Origin of the sequence: Elioraea sp., from assembly GCF_022842375.1 — a bacterium.
GTDB lineage: Bacteria > Pseudomonadota > Alphaproteobacteria > Acetobacterales > Acetobacteraceae > Elioraea_A.
In genome coordinates, this window is sequence record NZ_JALHPR010000010.1 from 26,470 (window position 1) to 44,114 (window position 17,645).

A 17,645-nucleotide genomic window follows, 5' to 3' on the forward strand; every position below is an offset into this window, starting at 1 on the left:
ATGGAGGCTGGCGCCGAAGCCCCGGCCGCTCGGCCGCGGCGTCGGGGCCTCCGTGCCCTTGCCGTGCTCGCCGTGCTGCTGGTCGCCATCGGCGGCGGCGCATGGCTCGCCTGGAGCTGGGCGGTCGGGCAGATCGACGCAGGCGGGCCGCTCGCCGCCGAGAAGGCCGTCGTGATCCCGCGCGGCGCCGCCAGCGGCACGATCGCCGAACGCCTCGAAGCGGAAGGCGTGATCAGCGACCAGCGCCTGTTCCTGCTGGGCCTCGCGCTCGACCGCACGGGCCCGGCGCTCAGGGCAGGCGAGTTCGCCTTCCCCGCCGGCACCTCCATCCGCCAGGCGATCGGAATCCTGCGCACGGGCCGCACGGTGCAGCGGCGGCTGACCATCCCCGAGGGGCTCACCGTCGCACAGACGCTCGCCCTGATAGAGGCGGCCGAGGGGCTCACGGGCGGCATCGACACCGCGCCGGCCGAAGGCTCGCTCCTGCCCGAGACCTGGGCCTATTCCTGGGGCGACACGCGCGCCTCGCTGGTCCGCCGCATGGACGAGGCGATGGACCGTGCGCTCGCCGAGGCCTGGGCCGCCCGCGCCGCGGACCTGCCGATCACCTCGGCCCGCGAGGCGCTGATCCTCGCCAGCATCATCGAGAAGGAAACGGCGGTGGCGGAGGAGCGCGGCAGGGTGGCGGGCGTGTTCGCCAACCGCCTCCGCCGCAACATGCCGCTGCAATCGGACCCGACGGTGATCTATGCGGCCTCAGGTGGGGCGGGGTTCCTCGACCGCCCGATCAGCCGTGCCGACCTAGACCGCGACCACCCGATGAACACCTACCGCAACCGCGGCCTGCCGCCGCAGCCGATCGCCTCGCCAGGCCGGGCGAGCCTGATGGCCGCCGTGCGACCCGAGCGAACCGACGCGCTGTACTTCGTCGCCGACGGAACCGGCGGGCATGTCTTTTCCCGCACGCTCGAGGAACACAACCGCGCCGTCGCCCGCTGGCGGCAGATCGAGCGCGAGCGGGGATTGCGCTCGAATTAGGGTCGGTCAGCCGGCGCCTTCCCCTTCTGCGTGCCGAGCAACCCCGTCGCCCAGGGCGCTGGCAGAAGCCCGACGAGGCGCGCGGCGGCGGCCATCCACCACGGAAAGGCCACGCGCTGGCGGCCGGCCAGCATCCCCCGCAGCATGATCGCCGCCGCACGGTCGGCGTCCATCAGCCCTGGCATCGGGAAGGCGTTCGAGGCCGTCATCGGCGTGCGCACGTAGCCGGGGCAGATCGAGGTCAGAACGATGCCCTCGCCCCGCCACACCGGCGCGGTGGCGACCGCCCAGGCATCGACCGCCGCCTTGGCCGCGCAATAGGCCGGCGCGCCCGGCGCCGGCACGAAGGCCGCGATCGAGGCGACGACGCCGATCCGCCCGCGCACCCCGCCCGGGCCCGCCGCCTGCCCCCTCATCGCCGCCGCAGCGGGCAAGGCCGTGTTCAACACGCCATCGACATTGGTCGCCAGGATCGCGCGCGCCTGCGCGGCACTCTCCGCCACCCCGGCCCCGGTGCCGGCCGAGATGCCGGCATTGGCGAGAACGAGGTCGAGCGGCGCGGCACCGGCGATCCAGCCCTCCATCGCCGCGGCGTCGCACACATCGATCACCGCGATCGCGGCCTCCGCCCCACGCTCGCGCACCGCATCGGCGACGAGGCCGAGGCGCGCTGCATCGCGCCCGCCGAGGAACAGCGTCACGCCGGGCCGCGCGCAGGCGAGCGCGAAGGCAGCCCCGAGGCCGGATGAGGCCCCGGTGATGAGCACGCGGGAAGGGGACGAATCGACCATGGATTTCGAGGATACCCGGCTTTCGAGGAGACGCGGTGGGGTCTATAACGCGCGCCAATGCCCTCACCGTCGTCCGTTCCCCCAACCCCCAGCCCCCTCTCCCGCGAGCTCGCGTCCATGACCGGCTTCGCCCGCGACCGCGGCGAGGGCAGCGGCATCGCCTGGGTCTGGGAGGTGAAGAGCGTCAACGGCCGCGGCCTCGACGTGCGCTTCCGGATGCCGCCCGGCTGGGACGGCATCGAGGCCGGGCTTCGCGACGCGGCGCAGAAGGCGCTCAAGCGCGGCAGCGTCAGCGCGGGCCTCGCCGTCCGCAACGACCAGGCCGCCAACCGCCCGAGCCTTGACCGCGCCGCACTCGATGCCGCGATCGCGCTCGTCGCCGAGGTGCAGGCGCTTCTGCCAGGCGCGCCATCACCACCCGCCACGGCGCTGCTCGCGCTCCCCGGCGTCATGCTGCAAGCCGCCGAGGAGGAGCCTGACGAGGCGCTGCTCGCCGCCCGCGCCGCCGCCGTCACGGCAAGCTTCGGCCGTGCGCTCGCCGCCCTCGATGCCTCGCGCCGTGACGAGGGGGCGCGCATCGGCGCGGTGCTCGCGGCCAAGCTCGACGAGATCGACACGCTCGTCGCCGCCGCCGAGGCCGATGCCGCGACGCAGCCGGCCGCCGTGCGGGACCGCCTCGCTGCATCGCTGCGCGCGCTGGCGGACCAGACGCCCGCGCTGACGGAGGAAAGGATCGCGGCGGAAGCGGCCCTGCTCGCCTCCCGCGCCGATGTGCGGGAGGAGCTCGACAGGCTGCATGCGCACATCGCCGCGGCGCGCGCGCTGCTGGCCGAGGGAACGCTGGTCGGGCGGCGGCTCGACTTCCTGACGCAGGAGTTCAACCGCGAGGCCAATACGCTGTGCAGCAAGGCGGCGAGCCGCACGCTGACGGCAACGGGGCTCGCGCTGAAGGCGGCGATCGAGCAGTTCCGCGAGCAGGTGCAGAACCTTGAGTGAGGCCGCCACCGAAACGATCGCGCGGCGCGGGCTTCTCCTCGTCCTGTCCTCGCCGTCGGGCGGGGGCAAGACCTCGGTCGGCCGCGCGCTGCGTGAGGCCGACACGAACCTGCATCTTTCCGTGTCGCTCACCACCCGCGCCGCGCGGCCTGGCGAGGCCGATGGCGTCGATTATCATTTCGTCGACGAGCCGACCTTCCTGCGCGCGATCGAGGCCAACGCGATGGTCGAGCATGCGCAGGTGTACGCGCACCGCTACGGCACGCCGCGCGCCCCCGTCGCCCAGGCGCTCGACCGTGGCCACGACATGCTGTTCGACATCGACTGGCAGGGCACGCAGCAATTGCGCGCCGCCCTGCCCGGCGATGTCGTGTCGATCTACCTGCTGCCGCCGGGAATGGACGAGCTCGCGCGGAGGCTGGCCGCCCGCGCGCAGGACGATGCCGCCGTGGTCGCGCGCCGGATGGCGCAGGCGGCGTCGGAGATCACGCACTGGAACGAGTATGACTACGTGCTCGTGAACAGCGACTTCGACGCGACGGTCGCGGCCGCCCGCGCCATTCTGGCTGCGGAACGGCTACGCCGGTCGCGACGGACCGGCCTCGCCCCCTTCGTCGCGGCGCTGCTCGGCGGCTGAGGCGAGCCGCAGGAACTCCCCGAGGTTCAGCGTCTCCGCCCGCCGCGTGCCGTCGATCCCTGCCGCTTCGAGCAGCGCATCGGATTGCCCGAGCGATTTCAGCGAACTCCTCAGCATCTTCCGCCGCTGCCCGAACGCCGCCGCCGTGACGCGGCTGAGCGCGCGCAGGCGGGATGGCGGAAGCTGTTCCGTTCGCGGCACGATCCTGATGACGGCCGACCACACCTTGGGCGGCGGCGTGAAGGCGGCGGGGGGAATGCGCATCACGATGCGCGCCTCGGCCACGGCGGCGGCGAGCACGGCGAGGCGGCCATAGGCCTCGGTTCCCGGGGCCGCGACGATGCGCTCGGCCACCTCCTGCTGGAACATCAGCGTCATGCTCTCGAACGATGCCGCCTCGCCGAGCCAGCGGACGAGCAGTGCCGTGCCGACATTGTAGGGAAGGTTGGCCACGATCACGCGCGGAGCCGGCACCAGCGCGGCAAGGTCGGCCCCCATCGCATCCGCCGCGATCACGCGCAATCGGCCGGGATAGGCCTCAGCCAGCGGCGCCAGCGCCGCGACGGCGCGTGAGTCGAGCTCGATCGCCGTCACGTCGGCCGCGTCGGTGGCGAGCAGGGCGCGGGTGAGCCCGCCGGGGCCTGGGCCGATCTCGATCACGTGCCGACCGGCAAGTTCGCCCGCCTCGCGCGCGATGCGCGCGGTGAGGTTCATGTCGAGCAGGAAATGCTGGCCGAGCGACTTCCGCGCATCGAGCCCGGCTGCCGCGATCACCGCGCGCAGCGGCGCCAGCGAAGGGCTCACGCCGCCACGCGTGATCCCCGCCGCCCGGCGATCTCGGCCGCCATCACCAGCGCCGCGATCAGGCTCGTCGGGTCGGCCCGTCCGGTGCCGGCGATGCCATAGGCGGTGCCGTGGTCGGGCGAGGTGCGCACGATCGAGAGGCCGAGCGTGACGTTCACCGCATTGGCGAAGTCGAGCGCCTTGATCGGGATGAGGGCCTGGTCGTGATACATGCAGAGGGCTGCGTCATAGGTCGCGCGCGCGGCGGCATGGAACAGGCTGTCGCCCGGGTGCGGGCCGGTGGCGGCGATGCCGTCGGCCCGAAGCTGCGCGACGGCAGGGGCGATGATGTCGATCTCCTCGCGCCCGACCGTGCCGCTTTCGCCCGCATGCGGGTTGAGGCCGGCGATGGCGAGCCTGGGCGCGGCAAGCCCGAAATCCGCCGCGAGCGCCCCGGCCGTGATGCGCCCTGCCTCGACGATCGCCTCTGTCGTGAGCGCGCGCGGCACGTCGGCGAGCGGGATATGCACCGTCACCGGCACGACGCGGAGCATCGGCCCTGCCAGCATCATCACGGGCGTGCCGCCGCCGGCCAGGTCCTTCAGCCACATCGTGTGCCCGGTATGGCCGATCCCGGCATCGAGCAGGGTCGTCTTGGCGAGCGGGTTCGTCACCACCGCCGCCGCCGCACCGCTGCGGGCCAGCGCGACCGCACGCTCGACCGAGGCGACGATGGCGGGCGCATGCCGCGCATCGGCCCGCCCCGGCATCACGGGCGCGGCGAGCCGTTCCGGCAGTACCGGCAGGGCGCGGGAGAACACGGCGGCGGCCTCGGCCAACGTCTCGACGGAGCGCACGGGAACGGCACGGCCAAGCGTGGCGGCGAGTGCCGCGAAATGGTCAGGGTCGCCGAGCACGGCGAAGGGATGCGCCATGCGGAGCGACTCCCACGCGGCGAGGGTGACCTCCGGGCCAATGCCGGCCGGGTCCCCCATCGTGACCGCGAGCGGAGCCAGGATCTGGCCGACCATCAGGAGCGGACGTCGATGTCGGCGCGCCGGCGCAGGTCACGCATCATCTGTCGCGACAGCAGGTCGGCCCGCTCGCGCTGGATGCCGGCAGCGATGGCCTGGGGGTTCAGCACCGCGAGGTTCTCCGTCCGCCTGCTGCACAGGATGAGCACGGCGATGCCATCGGGCGCGATCAGCGGCCGTGTCGGCACGCCGGGGCGAAGCTCGTCCAGGATGGCGCGGATCGGCCCCTGCTGCTGCTCGAGCCGGAGCTCCTGGCCAGGGTCTGCGGGGCGGGAGGAGCGGAGCTGGCGGGCCGCCTCCTCCATGGCCGAGCAGGACTTCACCGTCTCGCCGATGCGCTGGGCGTTCTGCAGCTGCACGATCTGCTGCTGCGTCGGCGCCTGGGGGTTCAGCGGCTGGTCGAAGGGCAGGAACACCTGGCGGATCGAAAGCAGCGTCGCCATGTCGCGGCCGACCTCGCGCCGCTGCCGCAGCGTGACGATCGTGAGCCCGCCCGCGGTGCGGATCGGGTTCGAGACCGCACCGGGTGGCATCTGCGTCACCACCGCCTCGACCTCGGGCTCGAGCTGGCCGAGCCTGACCCAGCCGAGGTCGCCGCCCTCCTCGCCGCTCTGCGCCTGGCTGAACTGGGCAGCGACGGCGGGGAACGGGGCGCCGGCGCGAAGCTGGTCGATCAGGCTCGAGGCGGTGCGCTGCGCCTCGGCTTCCTGGCTCGCATCGTCGATCGCGATGAACACCTCGCCGACGAGGAACTCGGGCTGGCCGGTCGCGGCCTCGGAGGCGCGCATCCGCTCGCGCACCTCGTCCTCGGTGATCTGCGCCTGCTGGCCGAGCTGGGCGCGGACGAGCTTGGCCCAGCCGAGCTGGGCGCGGATCTGGGAATAGAGCGCGCGGATGTCGATGCCCTGGCGCGCGAGGCTTGCGCGCAAGCCTCCCGCCGACATGCCGTTCTGCGCCTCCAGCCGTGCCACCGCGTCGGCGATCTCCCGGTCGGTCACGCCGACGCGGCGGCGCAGCGCCTCCTGCTGGCGCAGCTTCTCGTCGATGAGCAGGCGCCTGACCTGCGGAGTGATGCGGTCGAGCACGGCCGGCGACAGCGGCAGGCCGGCCGTGATGGCGAACAGGCGGCGGCGCGATTCGAGGTCGAACAGCGTGATGACCTCGCCGTTGACGATCGCGACGATGCCGGCCCCTGGCGCCTGGGCCATCTGCACCATGGGGGCGGCCGGCGCGGGCGTGGCCTGCGGCAGCACCGCCTGCGCAGCCGGCCAGGGCCAAGCTGCAACCGGGGTTGCAACCGGGGCGGCGAGAAGGACGGCCAGAAGGCCTGGAGCGAGCGTCAGCCTCATCGGTATTCCCTAGCCCTGGGCGCCACGCCCCGCAATGCCCCTCGGCCAAGGGGGGGATCAGAAGGCCGAGAAGCCGAAATCCCCAACCGTCTTGAACACCAGGCGGAAGATGATGTCGGTGCCGCGATCAGCCTGTTCGGTCGAGGAGAAGCGCCGCTGGTAGACAGCCTGGAAGGCGAAGCATTCGTCCTCGTAGGTCAGGCCGCCGAAGCTCGACACCATCTGCTCCTGCAGCAGGTCTCGGCGCGCCCCGATGCGGCCCGACCAGTTGCCGATGAGCCGGCCGCCGATCGAGGCTGCGATCTCGCGGCGGGTATCCGGCTGCAGCGCATCGGGCTGGGCCGGGCTCTCGAGGTAGGAGACCGTGAGGTTGCGCCCGGCGTACGAGAAGGTGGCCGACACATCCGCCACCCTTGTGGTGAAGCTCTCGCGGTCGAGCCGGGTACGGTAGCTCAGCGTCACGTACTCGATCGGCGAGACCGAGAGCCGCGCGACATAGTCGGACTGCTTGTCCTCGAGGCCCGAGCCGGCCGGGAACAGGTCATCCGCCCTGCCGCGGAAGGCCTGGCCGAACAGGCCGTCGATGCTCGCCCCGCCGATGTAGTAGGCGCCCCGCACCCCGACATTCACGCGCGTGCCGCCATCGAGCCTGTCGCGGCCGGGGAAGCGGTTGAAGCCGAACAGGTTATCGGCGCTGAACTCGAGATCGACGCTGTCCTCGTTCGGAAAGGCCGGGTCCTGCCCGGTGTTGGGCCCCACCACGGTCTGGACGATCGGCTCGATCAGCTGCGCCCCGCCCCAGCCGGTACGGATCAGCGGCCAGCGCCAGGTCAACGCCGCCTGCGGATGGGCGCGGCCCTTCGTGCCCTCGGTGCCGCCCGGCGTCGGCGTCGCCGCGGTATCACCGCCGACATTGTAGCCGACGAGGTCGAGATTGCCCTCAACGGTCCAGATGTCACCGATCGCACCCGTCATCGGCAGCGACCAGGTGGCGCGCGAGGCAAGCCGGCGGGTATCGGTGCCGCTGCGGCGGGTGGTGGCGAAGGCGCCGAGATCGGTGCGGAGTTGCCCGCCGAGGCGGTCACGCCCCGGCATGTACTCGACATAGCCGCGCGGCAGGACGGTCGGGATGAAGCGGCTTTCGTCATTCGCGCGCAGGCCCTGGAAGAAGAGGCTGTCGACGCGGCCGTAGAAGGTCCTGCCGAACGCCTCGGCGAAGGGCTGGGTGACGAGTGCGGCGGAACTGTCGGCATTCGCCACGCGGTAGCGGCGAAGATAGGTCTCGTCGGACGACCGCTGCGCGTTCCACCCCGCCCGCCAGGTCTCGTTGATCGAGAACCGGCCGGTCGAGAAGATGTGCCCGCGCGCCTCGCTCTCGCGGTCGACCGTGCCGCTGCCGCGGACGGTGAAGAAGCCGCTGTTGAAGCGGCGGCGATACTCGCCGAACAGGATGGCGTTCTGGTCGGTCGTGACCATCGGCGCGAAGGTCGCGTCCGACTGCCCGTCGATCACCCAGTAGTAGGGCTGGCGGAAGAACGTGCCGAGGTAGGAGGAGCTGCCGAAATCGGGGAACAGGAAGCCCGACTGGCGCTTCACCGACGGGTCTGCGTGCGAGAAATAGGGCACGTAGGCGACCGGCACGCCGGCGATCTGCATCGTCGCGTCATAGTACTCGATCGTCTTCTCCTGCTCGTCGTGCACCACGCGATCGGCCCTGATCTGCCAGAGCGGCGGTCGCTGGGGGTCGGTCGGGCAGGCTTCGCAGGTCGAGTAGACGCCACGGCGCATGTCGGTGAAGCGGCCGTCGCTGCGGCGCGCGCCGCTGGCGGCGAAGCGCCCGCCCTCGGCGAGCAGGGCGCGGATGTCGCGCGCGACGCCCTCGCGCAGGTCGTCCGTCAGCTCCGCCTCCTCGGCGAAAAGCACGCGGCCGTCCGCCTCGAGGATCGCGACGTCGCCCTTGGCATAGACGCGGTTGTTCGTGCGGTCGAAGCGGATCTCGCGCGCCCGCAGCACGCGTCCGCCCTGCCAGGCCTCGACACCGCCCGACGCGATCACGGTATTCGTCCGCTCGTCGTACTGAAGCTCGCCTGCCGTGAAGGTCACGGGCTGGCGCGCCTCTGGCCGCGACTCTGGACGCTGCTGCTGGGGCTGCTGCTGCGCCTGCTGGGCGACGGCGGTGGCAGCGGCGGCGAGCAGGAGCGCTGTTCCGGCCAGCAAGGCACTGCGGCGCATCAACCGTCCTCGAGATGCAGCAGCATCGCGACCGCCAATGCGAGGCCGACACCCGCCGGCGTCCAGGCCGCGAGCGTGACCGGGATGGCGCCCGACCCGCCGAATTCGCCGACGACCTTGGTCAGGATGAACAGCGCCACGCCGGCCGCGACCCCCGCGGCAATGGTCAGCCCGACGCCGCCGCGGCGCGAGGGCCGCATCGAGAACCCTGCCGCGACCAGCACCATCACGCCGGCCAGCAGCGGCAGCGCGAGCAGTGCCTGGAACCGCAATCGGTGCTTGAGCGAGGAGAAGCCGGCCTGTTCCAGGACGGCAATGAACCGCGGCAGCGCCCAGAAGCTCAGCGTATCGGGCGGGGCGAGACTTTCCTGCAGCCGCGCGACCGTCAGGTCGGTCGGGATCGCGAGATCGGCGATCGGCTCGCGCGGCCGCTCGACCGCGACGGAGGAGGCGTTGCGCAGCATCCACCGCCCCGGCTCCAGCGTCGCCCGCTCGGCCTCGATCCGGCCCTGGAACCTGTCATCGCCGGAGAGCCGGAATACCGACACGGAGGAGAGGCGAAGCTCTCCCCCCGCAAGCTCGACCCGCCCGCCGCGGAGGATCACCCAGCCGCCCTGAACCTCCGCATCGGGCTGGCGCACCCAGAGCCCGCCGCCGGCAAGCCCGAACGCCCCCGCCCCGCCGCGCAGCAATGCGGTGTCGAGCCGCTCGGCGCGCGCCAGCATGATCGCCGAGACGGGCGAGAGCGCCATTGTCGCGAACAGGCCGAGCCCGACGCCGAGCAGCACCGGCACGGCGAGGAACTGCCACGCCGACACGCCGGCCGCGCGCGCGACGATCAGCTCGGAGCTCCGCGTCAGCCGCCAGAAGGCGAGCAGCCCGCCGAGCAGGATGGCGAAGGGCAGGATCTCGATCGCGAGGAACGGCATCTTCAGCAGCGTGATGCCGGCCAGGTCGCCGAACCCGACCTCGGCACGGCCCGACGCGCGGCGCATCAGTTCGATCACGTCGAACAGCGCGACGATCGCCAGCAGCCCGCCGAGCACGGCCAGCGCCGAGGTGAAGAAGATGCGCCCGACATAGGCCGAGAGAACGCGGGTGATGCGCATCGTGCTCAGGCCACCATCGCCGCTCAGGCCCCCGCCGTCGCGCCGCCCTGCACCGGCCCGCCATCGATCGCGGCAGCACCAGGTGCGCGATGCGAAGGTGGGCGCAGCAGCAGCGCGGTCGCCGCGATGCCCGGCAGGATCGCGTGCGCCCAGATCAGCGGCAGCAGCGAAAGTCTGCTCGCCGCCATGCTGCCGATGGCAAGGCCGAGTGCAACGAGGGCAGCACCGACCGCGACGGCAGCGAGCACCCGCCCGGTCCTGCCCTGACGGCTGAACCCGCCACCAAGCAGGATCACGAGCCCGACGGCGGCGAGCGAGAGCGTGAACAGCGGCCCCGACAGGCGCTGGTGCCCCTCGACGGTGAAGCGCGCCCTGTCACGGTCGCTCACCCGCTCCGCCGGGTCGGGGCTCAGCAGTTCGAACACGCCGCGCTCGCGTGCATCGCGATAGCGCACCTCGTCACGCTCCGCCGGTGCGGCGAGGGTCAGCGTGTTCTCGGCGAAGGTGAGGATGCGGAGCCGGCCCGTGCGCTCGTCAAGCTCCTGGCGCGTGCCGTTCTCGAGCGTCACCTGCGGCAGGTCGCCGGCCAGCACGAGGCGGCCCCGCTCCGCCAGGATGGTCGCCGGCGCTCCGGCATCGCGCGCGTCATGCACCATGATGCCGTGGAACGTGCCTGCCTTGTCGCGGGTGCGCACATACACCGTGAGGCCATCGCCGAGCGTGTTGAACACGCCCTCCTGGATCAGCACCGCGGCCATGCGGTTGCGGATCTCGAACTGGTATTCGCGGAACGCGCGGTAGCTCTCGGGCACCACCCAGAGGTTCATCGTCCAGCCAACCAGCGCGGCGGCGCCGGCAAGTGCGAGCGCGGGCTTGGCGAGAGCGATCTGGCTCATGCCGGCAGCGCGCATCACCACGATCTCGCGGTCGCTCTCAAGGCGCGAGTAGACGGCGAGGATGACGATGAAGGTCGCGATCGGCAGGATGATCGCGACGAAGTTCGGCAGCATGAACAGCGTCAGCTCGAAGAACACCAGCAGCGACAGGCCGCGGTTCAACACGAGCTCGATGAAGCGGAGCGACTGGGTGAGCCAGATCAGCATCGCGAGCCCGGCCGTGACGGCCAGCAGCGCAAGTGCCAGCTGCCGCAGCACGTAGAGGAAGAGGCGGCTCATCCGCTCGTGCGCATCACGGCAGCGTCACGACCTTGCCCGGGTTCATCAGGTTCCCGGGATCGATCGTCCGCTTGATCGCGCGCATCAGGTCAAGCTCCGGCCCCTCCCGCCAGGCGGCGAGCGTCCTGGCCTTGAGGCGGCCGACGCCATGCTCGGCGCTGAAGCTGCCGCCCAAGCTGCGCACCACGCCGTTCACCGCCGCCGCCACCTCGTCCCACCGCTTCAGGAAGGCCGCGCCATCGGCGCCCTCCGGCACCGAGAGGTTGAAGTGGATGTTGCCGTCCCCGACATGGCCGAAGGCGCAGACGCGGATGCCCGGAATCAGCGCGCGGCACGCGGCGGAGGCATCGGCGATCAGCGCCGGCACGCGGCTGACGGGCACCGACACGTCGTTCTTGATCGAGGCCCCCTCGCGCTTCTGCGCCTCGGAATGCTCCTCGCGCAGGCGCCACAGCGCGGCACGCTGCGCATCGCTTTCGGCGATCACGGCATCGCGCACGAGGCCATCCGCCATCGCCGCCTCGAGAACCGCCTCGATGCCTTGTCGCAACGAGGCGTCGGGCCGCGGCGAGGACAGTTCGATCAGGCAGTAATGCTCGTGCGGGTCGGCCAGCGGGGCGGCGCTGCCGGGGATGTGGCGGTACACGAGCTCGAGCCCGAAGCGCATCATGTACTCGAAGGCGGTGAGCGAGGCGCCGTCATGCCGCTGGAACCGGTTCAGCAGCGCGAGTGCCGCATCGACGCTCTCGACCGCGACAAAGGCGACCTGCGTGTCGCGCTGGCGCGGGTACAGTTTCAGCACGGCCTTGGTGATGATGCCGAGCGTGCCTTCGGCGCCGATGAACAGGTGGCGCAGGCAATAGCCGGTGTTGTCCTTGCGCAGCCGCCGCAGCATGTCGAGCACCTGGCCATCGGGCAGCACCACTTCGAGACCGAGCACCATGTCGCGTGCATTGCCGTAGCGGAGCGTGGTGTTGCCGCCAGCGTTGGTGCCGAGATTGCCGCCGATCTGCGCCGTGCCCTCCGCACCGAGCGAGAGCGGGAACAGGCACTCGACATCCGCCGCCGCCTTCTGCACGGCGGCGAGTACCGCGCCCGCCTCGACCGTCATCGTCATGTCGGCCGGGTCGACCTCGATGATGCGGTTCATGCGCGAGACCGAGATCACGACCTCGTCACCGGTCTCGTGCGGTACCGAGGCGCCGACCATCGAGGTGTTGCCCGCCTGCGGCACCATGCGCACGCCCGCCTCGGCGCAGAGGCGCACGGCTTCGGCGCATTCGGCCGTGGTGGCGGGGCGGAGGATGGCGGGCGAGCGGCCGGTCCAGAGCCCGCGCCACTCCATCAGGTAGCCACCCATCTCGGCCGGGTCGGTGATCATGCCCTTGTCGCCGAGCACGGCGCGGAGCCGTTCGGCAAGCGCGGGCGTGAATCCATGCTGCGCGGTGGCGGAAGCCTGGATCGTGGTGTCCGACATGGTGTCTGGCATCGTGTCGCTCTCCTCGGCGAAGCGAGGCTTGCCCCCTTGGCCGGGGCGGGTCAACCGCTGGACAGCGTTCAGCGGGGCGCCGACGCCCGCTTCAACCGGTCCCTCAGCGCGGCGCGGCCGCGCGTTTCAACCTATCATTGATGGCCAAACCAAGGCCGCGCGCGGGAACCGCCATCGCCGCGATCCGCGAGAGCCCCCGCGCACGGCCCTCGGCGTCGAGGAAGCGCAGGCCCGCGAACAGGCGCGCGGCAGCCTCCGCGAGATCGCCCGCCTCGGACAGGTTGAACGTGAGCGGTGCGGGCGGTGCTGCCGCGGTCGCGGTCGCGGGGCCGAAGGCAAGAAGCGCCTCATCCTCCCCCGCCTCGGTCGCATCGAGGCGCACGGGCAGCACGGGGGCGTAGTGCGACAGCAGGAGCCCGGGCGAGCGCAGCGTGCGCGCGCCCTCCGCCGTCGCCTGGTCCATCGGCTGAGCGATGGGGCCAAGGATCGCCTCGATCGCCTCGACCGTCGCCCCTCCCGGCCGCAGCAGCACCGGCACGCGGCCCGTGAGGTCAAGCACGCTCGATTCGACGCCGACCTCGGCCGGCCCGGCATCGAGGATCGCGTCGATCCGGCCCGCGAGGCCGTCGGCGACATGCGCGGCCGTCGTCGGGCTCACCTCGCCGCTGCGGTTGGCCGAGGGCGCTGCGATCGGCACGCCCGCAGCGCCGATCAGCGCCCGCGCGACGGGGTGGGCCGGCACGCGCAGCGCCAGCGTGTCGAGCCCGGCGCGGGCGAGCAGCGCGATCGGGCAGTGCGGCCGGCATGGCAGAACGAGGGTGAGCGGCCCTGGCCACAGCGCCGCGGCGAGGCGTTCGGCCCGCGCATCGGGCAGGCAGAGGCGGAACGCCGCCGCGGCATCGGTGGTGTGGACGATCAGGGGGTTGAAATGCGGCCTGCCCTTGGCTGCGAAGATCGCCGCGACCGCTGCCTCGTTCGTCGCATCGGCACCGAGGCCGTAGACAGTTTCCGTCGGGAAGGCGACCAGCTTTCCTGCGGCAAGCAGGGCGGCGGCGGCCGCCACGCCGGCCTCGTCGGCGGCGAGACGCTCGGTCACACGCGGCCCCTGCACAGGAAGTCGGGGTTCACCCAGCCTGGCTTGCCATAGCTGAGCGGCGCGCCGGCATCGTCCCTCACGCTGCCGCCGGCTGCCTCCACCACGGCCTGCGGGGCGGCGGTGTCCCACTCCATCGTCGTGCCGAAGCGGGGGTAGAGATCGGCCGCCCCCTCGGCGACGCGGCAGAACTTCACGGCTGACCCGAGATTGGCGAGCCGCGCGATGCGATGCGCGCCGAGGAAAGCAGCGATTCGCGGGTCACCGGCATAGTGGCGCGAGGCGAGCACGACGGCGCCATCCTCCGGCACGCGGCGGGCGGTGATGCCTCGCCGTCCCGCGCCATCCTCCTTCCACGCGCCGAGGCCGATCGCCCCGCCGAACAGCTCGCCGCTCGCCGGGATCGCGACGGCGCCGAGCACCGCGCGACCATCGCGCACCAGGCCGACATTCACCGTGAACTCAGGCCTGCCGGCAGCGAACTCGCGCGTGCCGTCGAGCGGATCGACGAGCCAGAACAGCGGCGATGGCGCGCAGATGCGCCCCGACGCCACCTCCTCCTCCGCCACCACGGGGATGTCGGGGGTCGCTGCCCTGAGGCCGGCGGTGATCAGCGCCTCGGCGGCACGGTCGGCCTCCGTCACGGGCGAGTCGTCGTGTTTCGTTTCGACGGCGCAGCCGCGCGCGCGGATCGCCATGATCGCGGCGGCAGCCTCGCGCGCGAGGCCGGCTGCGAGATCGAGCAGGGCAGCGGCATCGAGGCGAGAAGCGTGATCGGCGTGCATCCTCGTGCTCTACCCCCCCGCGGGGCTGATGGCAAAGCCGCCGCCCCGCCGCTACAGTCGGGGCATTCCGGCTTGCCTCCCGGCACGGCCCGCCACCAGGCCCAAGCAGCAACAAGGTCCCCCCGATGCCAGAGATCACTTTCGCCAAGCCCTCCGTGCCGAAAGCAGGCGCGCTCGCCGTCCTCGTTCCCGAGGATGGGATGGACGCAGCCCTTGCAGGGCTCGATGCGGCAACGGAGGGTGCCGTCTCGCGCGGAGCCGCGGCGGCGAGCTTCAAGGGTCGCAAGGGGCAGAGCTGCGTCATCCTCGCCCCCGCAGGCACGGGGCTCTCGCGCGTCGTTCTCGTTGGCCTCGGCAAGGCCGCCGATGTCACGCGCCACGGCGTCGAGGAAGCGGGCGGCACGGCGGCGGCGGCACTGGCCAACGATGCTGCCGCCGCGCTCGACGCGCGCGGCGCCTGCGTCCCGCCCATCGGCACGCACGGGGCCGTCGATGCAGCACTTGGCGCGACGCTCCGCAGCTACCGGTTCGACAAGTACCGCACCAAGGAGAAGGCCGAGGACAAGCCCAAGCTCGCCAAGCTCGTGGTGATGACGGACGACGCCGCCGCGGCGAAGGCGGCGTGGCCCGCCGCCAAGGCCGTGGCCGACGGCGTGTTCCTCGCCCGCGACCTCGTCAGCGAGCCGCCGAACGTGCTGACGCCGGCAGAGATGGCCGATCGCTGCGTCGCGCTCAAATCGCTCGGCCTCCAGGTCGAGGTGTTCGGGCCGAAGGAGATGAAGAAGCTCGGCTTCGGCGCGCTGCTCGGCGTCGCCATGGGCTCGGCGAACGAGCCGCGCATGGTGGTGATGCAGTGGAACGGCGGCAGCAGCGGGGGGGGCCGCACGGCGAAGGCGCGGAAAGGGGCGAAGACGGCGACGAAGCCGCTCGCCTTCATCGGCAAGGGTGTCACGTTCGACACCGGCGGCATCTCGATCAAGCCGGCCGGCGGCATGGAGGACATGAAGTGGGACATGGCCGGCGCTGGCACCGTCATCGGCCTCATGGCCGCGCTGGCGGGGCGGAAGGCGAAGGTCGATGCGATCGGCCTCGTCGGCCTGGTCGAGAACATGCCGTCGGGCACAGCCCAGCGGCCCGGTGACGTTGTCACGACCGCTTCGGGCCAGACGGTGGAGGTGCTGAATACCGACGCCGAGGGTCGCCTCGTGCTGGCCGATGTCATGTGGTACTGCAAGCAGCGCTTCGACCCCGCCTTCATGATCGACCTCGCAACGCTCACGGGTGCGATCATCGTCGCCCTCGGCCACGAGCATGCGGGCCTGTTCGCGAACGACGATGCGCTGGCGCAGACGCTGATCGCATCGGGCAAGGCAACGGGCGAAACGGTCTGGCGCATGCCGCTCGGCGATGCCTACGACAAGTTGCTGAAATCCGACATCGCCGACATGAAGAACATCGGCGGGCGGCCCGGCGGGTCAATCACGGCCGCGCAGTTCATCCAGCGCTTCGTCGATGGCTGCCCCTGGGCGCATCTCGACATCGCCGGCACCGCCTGGCACGGCAAGGACAAGCCGACCATCCCGAAGGGAGCGACCGCGTTCGGCGTGCGGCTGCTCGACACGCTGGTGGCCGAGCATCACGAGCCCGCAAAGGGCTGACACCACGGTGGCGGGAGCGCGCGAGGCTCGGATGATCACCGTTCGCTTCCGCAGGCGCATGCCCGAGAAGGGCGCGCGCGCCGTTCTCGCGGGCGCCGAGGCAGGCCCGGGCTTCGGCATCGCCGGCTTCATGGGCAAGGCAGGCGAGGCGCTCGCCCAGCACGATGGTGCCGGGCGGCGTTTCATCCTTGCCGGGCTCGGCGACACGGCGACGGCACGCTCTGTGCGCGAGGCAGCGGGGCTTGCCACCTCCCACGCGCTGGCCGAGGACCGGCTCGCGATCGACGCCCGCGCGCTGCCCGCGGCGCTTGCGGCGGAAGCTGCCGTGGGGGCCGCGCTGCGGGCCTGGCGGTTTTCCCGCGCGCCTGAGCCAAAGGGGGATGACGAGGCGCCGATGCGGCTTGCGCGCGTCGACATCGTCGTTGCCGACAAGCGCCAGGCCGGTGCCGTATGGGACATGCTGCGCCCCGGCGTCGAGGGTGCGCTGTTTGCCCGCGAGCTGGTGACCGAGCCCGGGAATGTTCTCACCCCGCATCGTTTTGCCGCGCGGCTGCGTGAGCTCGAGGCGCATGGCCTTGCCGTCGAGGTGATGGGGCGTCGGGCGCTGCGCGAGGCAGGCTTCGGCGCAATGCTCGGCGTCGCGCAAGGCTCGGCGGAACCGCCGGCGGTGGTGGTGCTGCGCTGGAAGGGCAAGTTCGAGGCCCCACCGGTCGCCTTCGTCGGCAAGGGCATCACCTTCGACACGGGCGGCATCAGCATCAAGCCGGCAGCGGGCATGTGGGACATGCGGGCCGACATGGCCGGCGCTGCTGCCTGTGCGGGGGCGATGCTCGCCCTCGCGCTGCGTCGCTCGCCCTGCCCGGCCGTTGCGGTGCTCGGGCTTGCCGAGAACGCGATCGGCGCCGAGGCGCAACGGCCTTCGGATGTCGTGCGGGCTGTCGACGGCACGACGATCGAGGTGATCGACACCGACGCCGAGGGTCGCCTCGTGCTGGCTGATTGCCTGGCGTGGACGGCGAAACGTTTCAAGCCGCGCGCGATGATCGACCTCGCGACGCTGACGGGCTCCATCGTCACTGCCCTCGGCCATCACCGTGCCGGCCTGTTCGCGACCGATGCCGCACTCGCCGCGCAGGCCGCGGCGGCAGGAGAGGCGGTGGACGAGCCACTCTGGCCGATGCCACTCGACGAGGGCTACGAGGAGGCGATCCGGAGCGACATCGCCGACCTGCGCAACTGCTCGCCTGAGCGGATGCAGCCCGATGCCTGCCACGCCGCTGCGTTCCTGAAACATTTCGCTGGCGACGTGAAATGGGCGCATCTCGACATCGCCGGCGTCGAGGCGCGGGAGGAGGACGAGGCACTTGGCCCGCGCGGGGCGACCGGGTTCGGCGCCAGGCTGCTCGACCGCCTCGTCTCGCTCCGCTTCGAGACGCCGGACGACTGAAGGCATGCCCGAGCGCGGAGCGCGGAGCT

15 protein-coding genes are annotated in these 17,645 nt (G+C 72.0%); 5 read left to right on the forward strand and 10 right to left on the reverse strand.

The annotated features are described in order from the left end of the window. On the forward strand, positions 1 to 1,038 hold the full coding sequence (mltG, locus tag Q0C38_RS10685; protein ID WP_291297073.1) for an endolytic transglycosylase MltG: 1,038 nt from the start codon (positions 1 to 3) through the stop codon (positions 1,036 to 1,038). Here mltG and Q0C38_RS10690 read toward each other — a convergent pair. Continuing rightward, complete coding sequence (locus Q0C38_RS10690; RefSeq protein WP_291297074.1) at positions 1,035 to 1,829, reverse strand: SDR family oxidoreductase; 795 nt, start codon at positions 1,827 to 1,829, stop codon at positions 1,035 to 1,037. The two genes, mltG and Q0C38_RS10690, sit on opposite strands and share 4 nt — an antisense overlap. Before the next feature lie 117 nt (positions 1,830 to 1,946). On the opposite strand from Q0C38_RS10690, the gene Q0C38_RS10695 reads away from it, so the two are divergent. After that, complete coding sequence (locus Q0C38_RS10695) at positions 1,947 to 2,825, forward strand: YicC/YloC family endoribonuclease (RefSeq protein ID WP_291297075.1); 879 nt, start codon at positions 1,947 to 1,949, stop codon at positions 2,823 to 2,825. Next, a complete protein-coding gene (gene gmk / locus Q0C38_RS10700) occupies positions 2,818 to 3,462 on the forward strand; it encodes a guanylate kinase (RefSeq protein ID WP_291297076.1) in 645 nt (214 codons plus the stop codon). The genes Q0C38_RS10695 and gmk overlap by 8 nt, the downstream gene beginning before the upstream one ends. Here the strand turns inward: gmk and rsmA are convergent. The 9 genes from rsmA to cysQ all read right to left on the reverse strand — a co-directional run bounded on the left by rsmA (position 3,403) and on the right by cysQ (position 14,511). Then, the gene (gene rsmA / locus Q0C38_RS10705) at positions 3,403 to 4,266 is read right to left on the reverse strand and encodes a 16S rRNA (adenine(1518)-N(6)/adenine(1519)-N(6))-dimethyltransferase RsmA (RefSeq protein ID WP_291297077.1); all 864 of its coding nucleotides are present in this window, start codon (positions 4,264 to 4,266) and stop codon (positions 3,403 to 3,405) included. The genes gmk and rsmA overlap by 60 nt on opposite strands. After that, complete coding sequence (pdxA, locus tag Q0C38_RS10710; RefSeq protein WP_291297078.1) at positions 4,263 to 5,276, reverse strand: 4-hydroxythreonine-4-phosphate dehydrogenase PdxA; 1,014 nt, start codon at positions 5,274 to 5,276, stop codon at positions 4,263 to 4,265. Before pdxA ends, rsmA begins: the two co-directional genes overlap by 4 nt. After that, positions 5,276 to 6,628 (reverse strand): peptidylprolyl isomerase, encoded by a 1,353-nt coding sequence (locus Q0C38_RS10715; protein ID WP_291297079.1) that lies wholly within the window; start codon positions 6,626 to 6,628, stop codon positions 5,276 to 5,278. The genes pdxA and Q0C38_RS10715 overlap by 1 nt, the downstream gene beginning before the upstream one ends. A gap of 57 nt (positions 6,629 to 6,685) precedes the next feature. Continuing rightward, on the reverse strand, positions 6,686 to 8,860 hold the full coding sequence (locus Q0C38_RS10720; protein ID WP_291297080.1) for an LPS-assembly protein LptD: 2,175 nt from the start codon (positions 8,858 to 8,860) through the stop codon (positions 6,686 to 6,688). Continuing rightward, positions 8,860 to 9,969: an LPS export ABC transporter permease LptG gene (gene lptG, locus Q0C38_RS10725; RefSeq protein ID WP_291297081.1), complete on the reverse strand. Its 1,110-nt coding sequence runs from the start codon at positions 9,967 to 9,969 to the stop codon at positions 8,860 to 8,862. Before lptG ends, Q0C38_RS10720 begins: the two co-directional genes overlap by 1 nt. Before the next feature lie 23 nt (positions 9,970 to 9,992). Next, on the reverse strand, positions 9,993 to 11,144 hold the full coding sequence (gene lptF, locus Q0C38_RS10730) for an LPS export ABC transporter permease LptF (protein WP_291297082.1): 1,152 nt from the start codon (positions 11,142 to 11,144) through the stop codon (positions 9,993 to 9,995). Between the two features lie 13 nt (positions 11,145 to 11,157). Continuing rightward, on the reverse strand, positions 11,158 to 12,633 hold the full coding sequence (locus tag Q0C38_RS10735; RefSeq protein ID WP_291297083.1) for an FAD-binding oxidoreductase: 1,476 nt from the start codon (positions 12,631 to 12,633) through the stop codon (positions 11,158 to 11,160). 103 nt (positions 12,634 to 12,736) lie between these two features. Further along, positions 12,737 to 13,729 (reverse strand): L-threonylcarbamoyladenylate synthase, encoded by a 993-nt coding sequence (locus tag Q0C38_RS10740; protein WP_291297084.1) that lies wholly within the window; start codon positions 13,727 to 13,729, stop codon positions 12,737 to 12,739. Then, a complete protein-coding gene (cysQ, locus tag Q0C38_RS10745; protein WP_291297085.1) occupies positions 13,726 to 14,511 on the reverse strand; it encodes a 3'(2'),5'-bisphosphate nucleotidase CysQ in 786 nt (261 codons plus the stop codon). The genes Q0C38_RS10740 and cysQ overlap by 4 nt, the downstream gene beginning before the upstream one ends. A gap of 125 nt (positions 14,512 to 14,636) precedes the next feature. Between cysQ and Q0C38_RS10750 the strand changes: the two genes are divergently transcribed. Then, complete coding sequence (locus tag Q0C38_RS10750) at positions 14,637 to 16,169, forward strand: leucyl aminopeptidase (RefSeq protein WP_291297086.1); 1,533 nt, start codon at positions 14,637 to 14,639, stop codon at positions 16,167 to 16,169. Between the two features lie 31 nt (positions 16,170 to 16,200). After that, entirely contained in the window at positions 16,201 to 17,616 is a 1,416-nt protein-coding gene (locus Q0C38_RS10755; RefSeq protein ID WP_291297087.1) for a leucyl aminopeptidase, read from the forward strand. The last annotated feature ends 29 nt before the right edge of the window (positions 17,617 to 17,645 follow it).

What these genes read in the sequence shown, in the direction of transcription:
- mltG (WP_291297073.1), top strand. Translation starts at nt 1, where the DNA reads ATGGAGGCTGGCGCCGAAGCCCCGGCCGCTCGGCCGCGGCGTCGGGGC.
- Q0C38_RS10690 (WP_291297074.1), bottom strand. Translation starts at nt 1,829, where the DNA reads ATGGTCGATTCGTCCCCTTCCCGCGTGCTCATCACCGGGGCCTCATCC.
- Q0C38_RS10695 (WP_291297075.1), top strand. Translation starts at nt 1,947, where the DNA reads ATGACCGGCTTCGCCCGCGACCGCGGCGAGGGCAGCGGCATCGCCTGG.
- pdxA (WP_291297078.1), bottom strand. Translation starts at nt 5,276, where the DNA reads ATGGTCGGCCAGATCCTGGCTCCGCTCGCGGTCACGATGGGGGACCCG.
- Q0C38_RS10715 (WP_291297079.1), bottom strand. Translation starts at nt 6,628, where the DNA reads ATGAGGCTGACGCTCGCTCCAGGCCTTCTGGCCGTCCTTCTCGCCGCC.
- Q0C38_RS10720 (WP_291297080.1), bottom strand. Translation starts at nt 8,860, where the DNA reads ATGCGCCGCAGTGCCTTGCTGGCCGGAACAGCGCTCCTGCTCGCCGCC.
- lptG (WP_291297081.1), bottom strand. Translation starts at nt 9,969, where the DNA reads ATGCGCATCACCCGCGTTCTCTCGGCCTATGTCGGGCGCATCTTCTTC.
- lptF (WP_291297082.1), bottom strand. Translation starts at nt 11,144, where the DNA reads ATGAGCCGCCTCTTCCTCTACGTGCTGCGGCAGCTGGCACTTGCGCTG.
- Q0C38_RS10735 (WP_291297083.1), bottom strand. Translation starts at nt 12,633, where the DNA reads ATGCCAGACACCATGTCGGACACCACGATCCAGGCTTCCGCCACCGCG.
- cysQ (WP_291297085.1), bottom strand. Translation starts at nt 14,511, where the DNA reads ATGCACGCCGATCACGCTTCTCGCCTCGATGCCGCTGCCCTGCTCGAT.
- Q0C38_RS10750 (WP_291297086.1), top strand. Translation starts at nt 14,637, where the DNA reads ATGCCAGAGATCACTTTCGCCAAGCCCTCCGTGCCGAAAGCAGGCGCG.
- Q0C38_RS10755 (WP_291297087.1), top strand. Translation starts at nt 16,201, where the DNA reads ATGATCACCGTTCGCTTCCGCAGGCGCATGCCCGAGAAGGGCGCGCGC.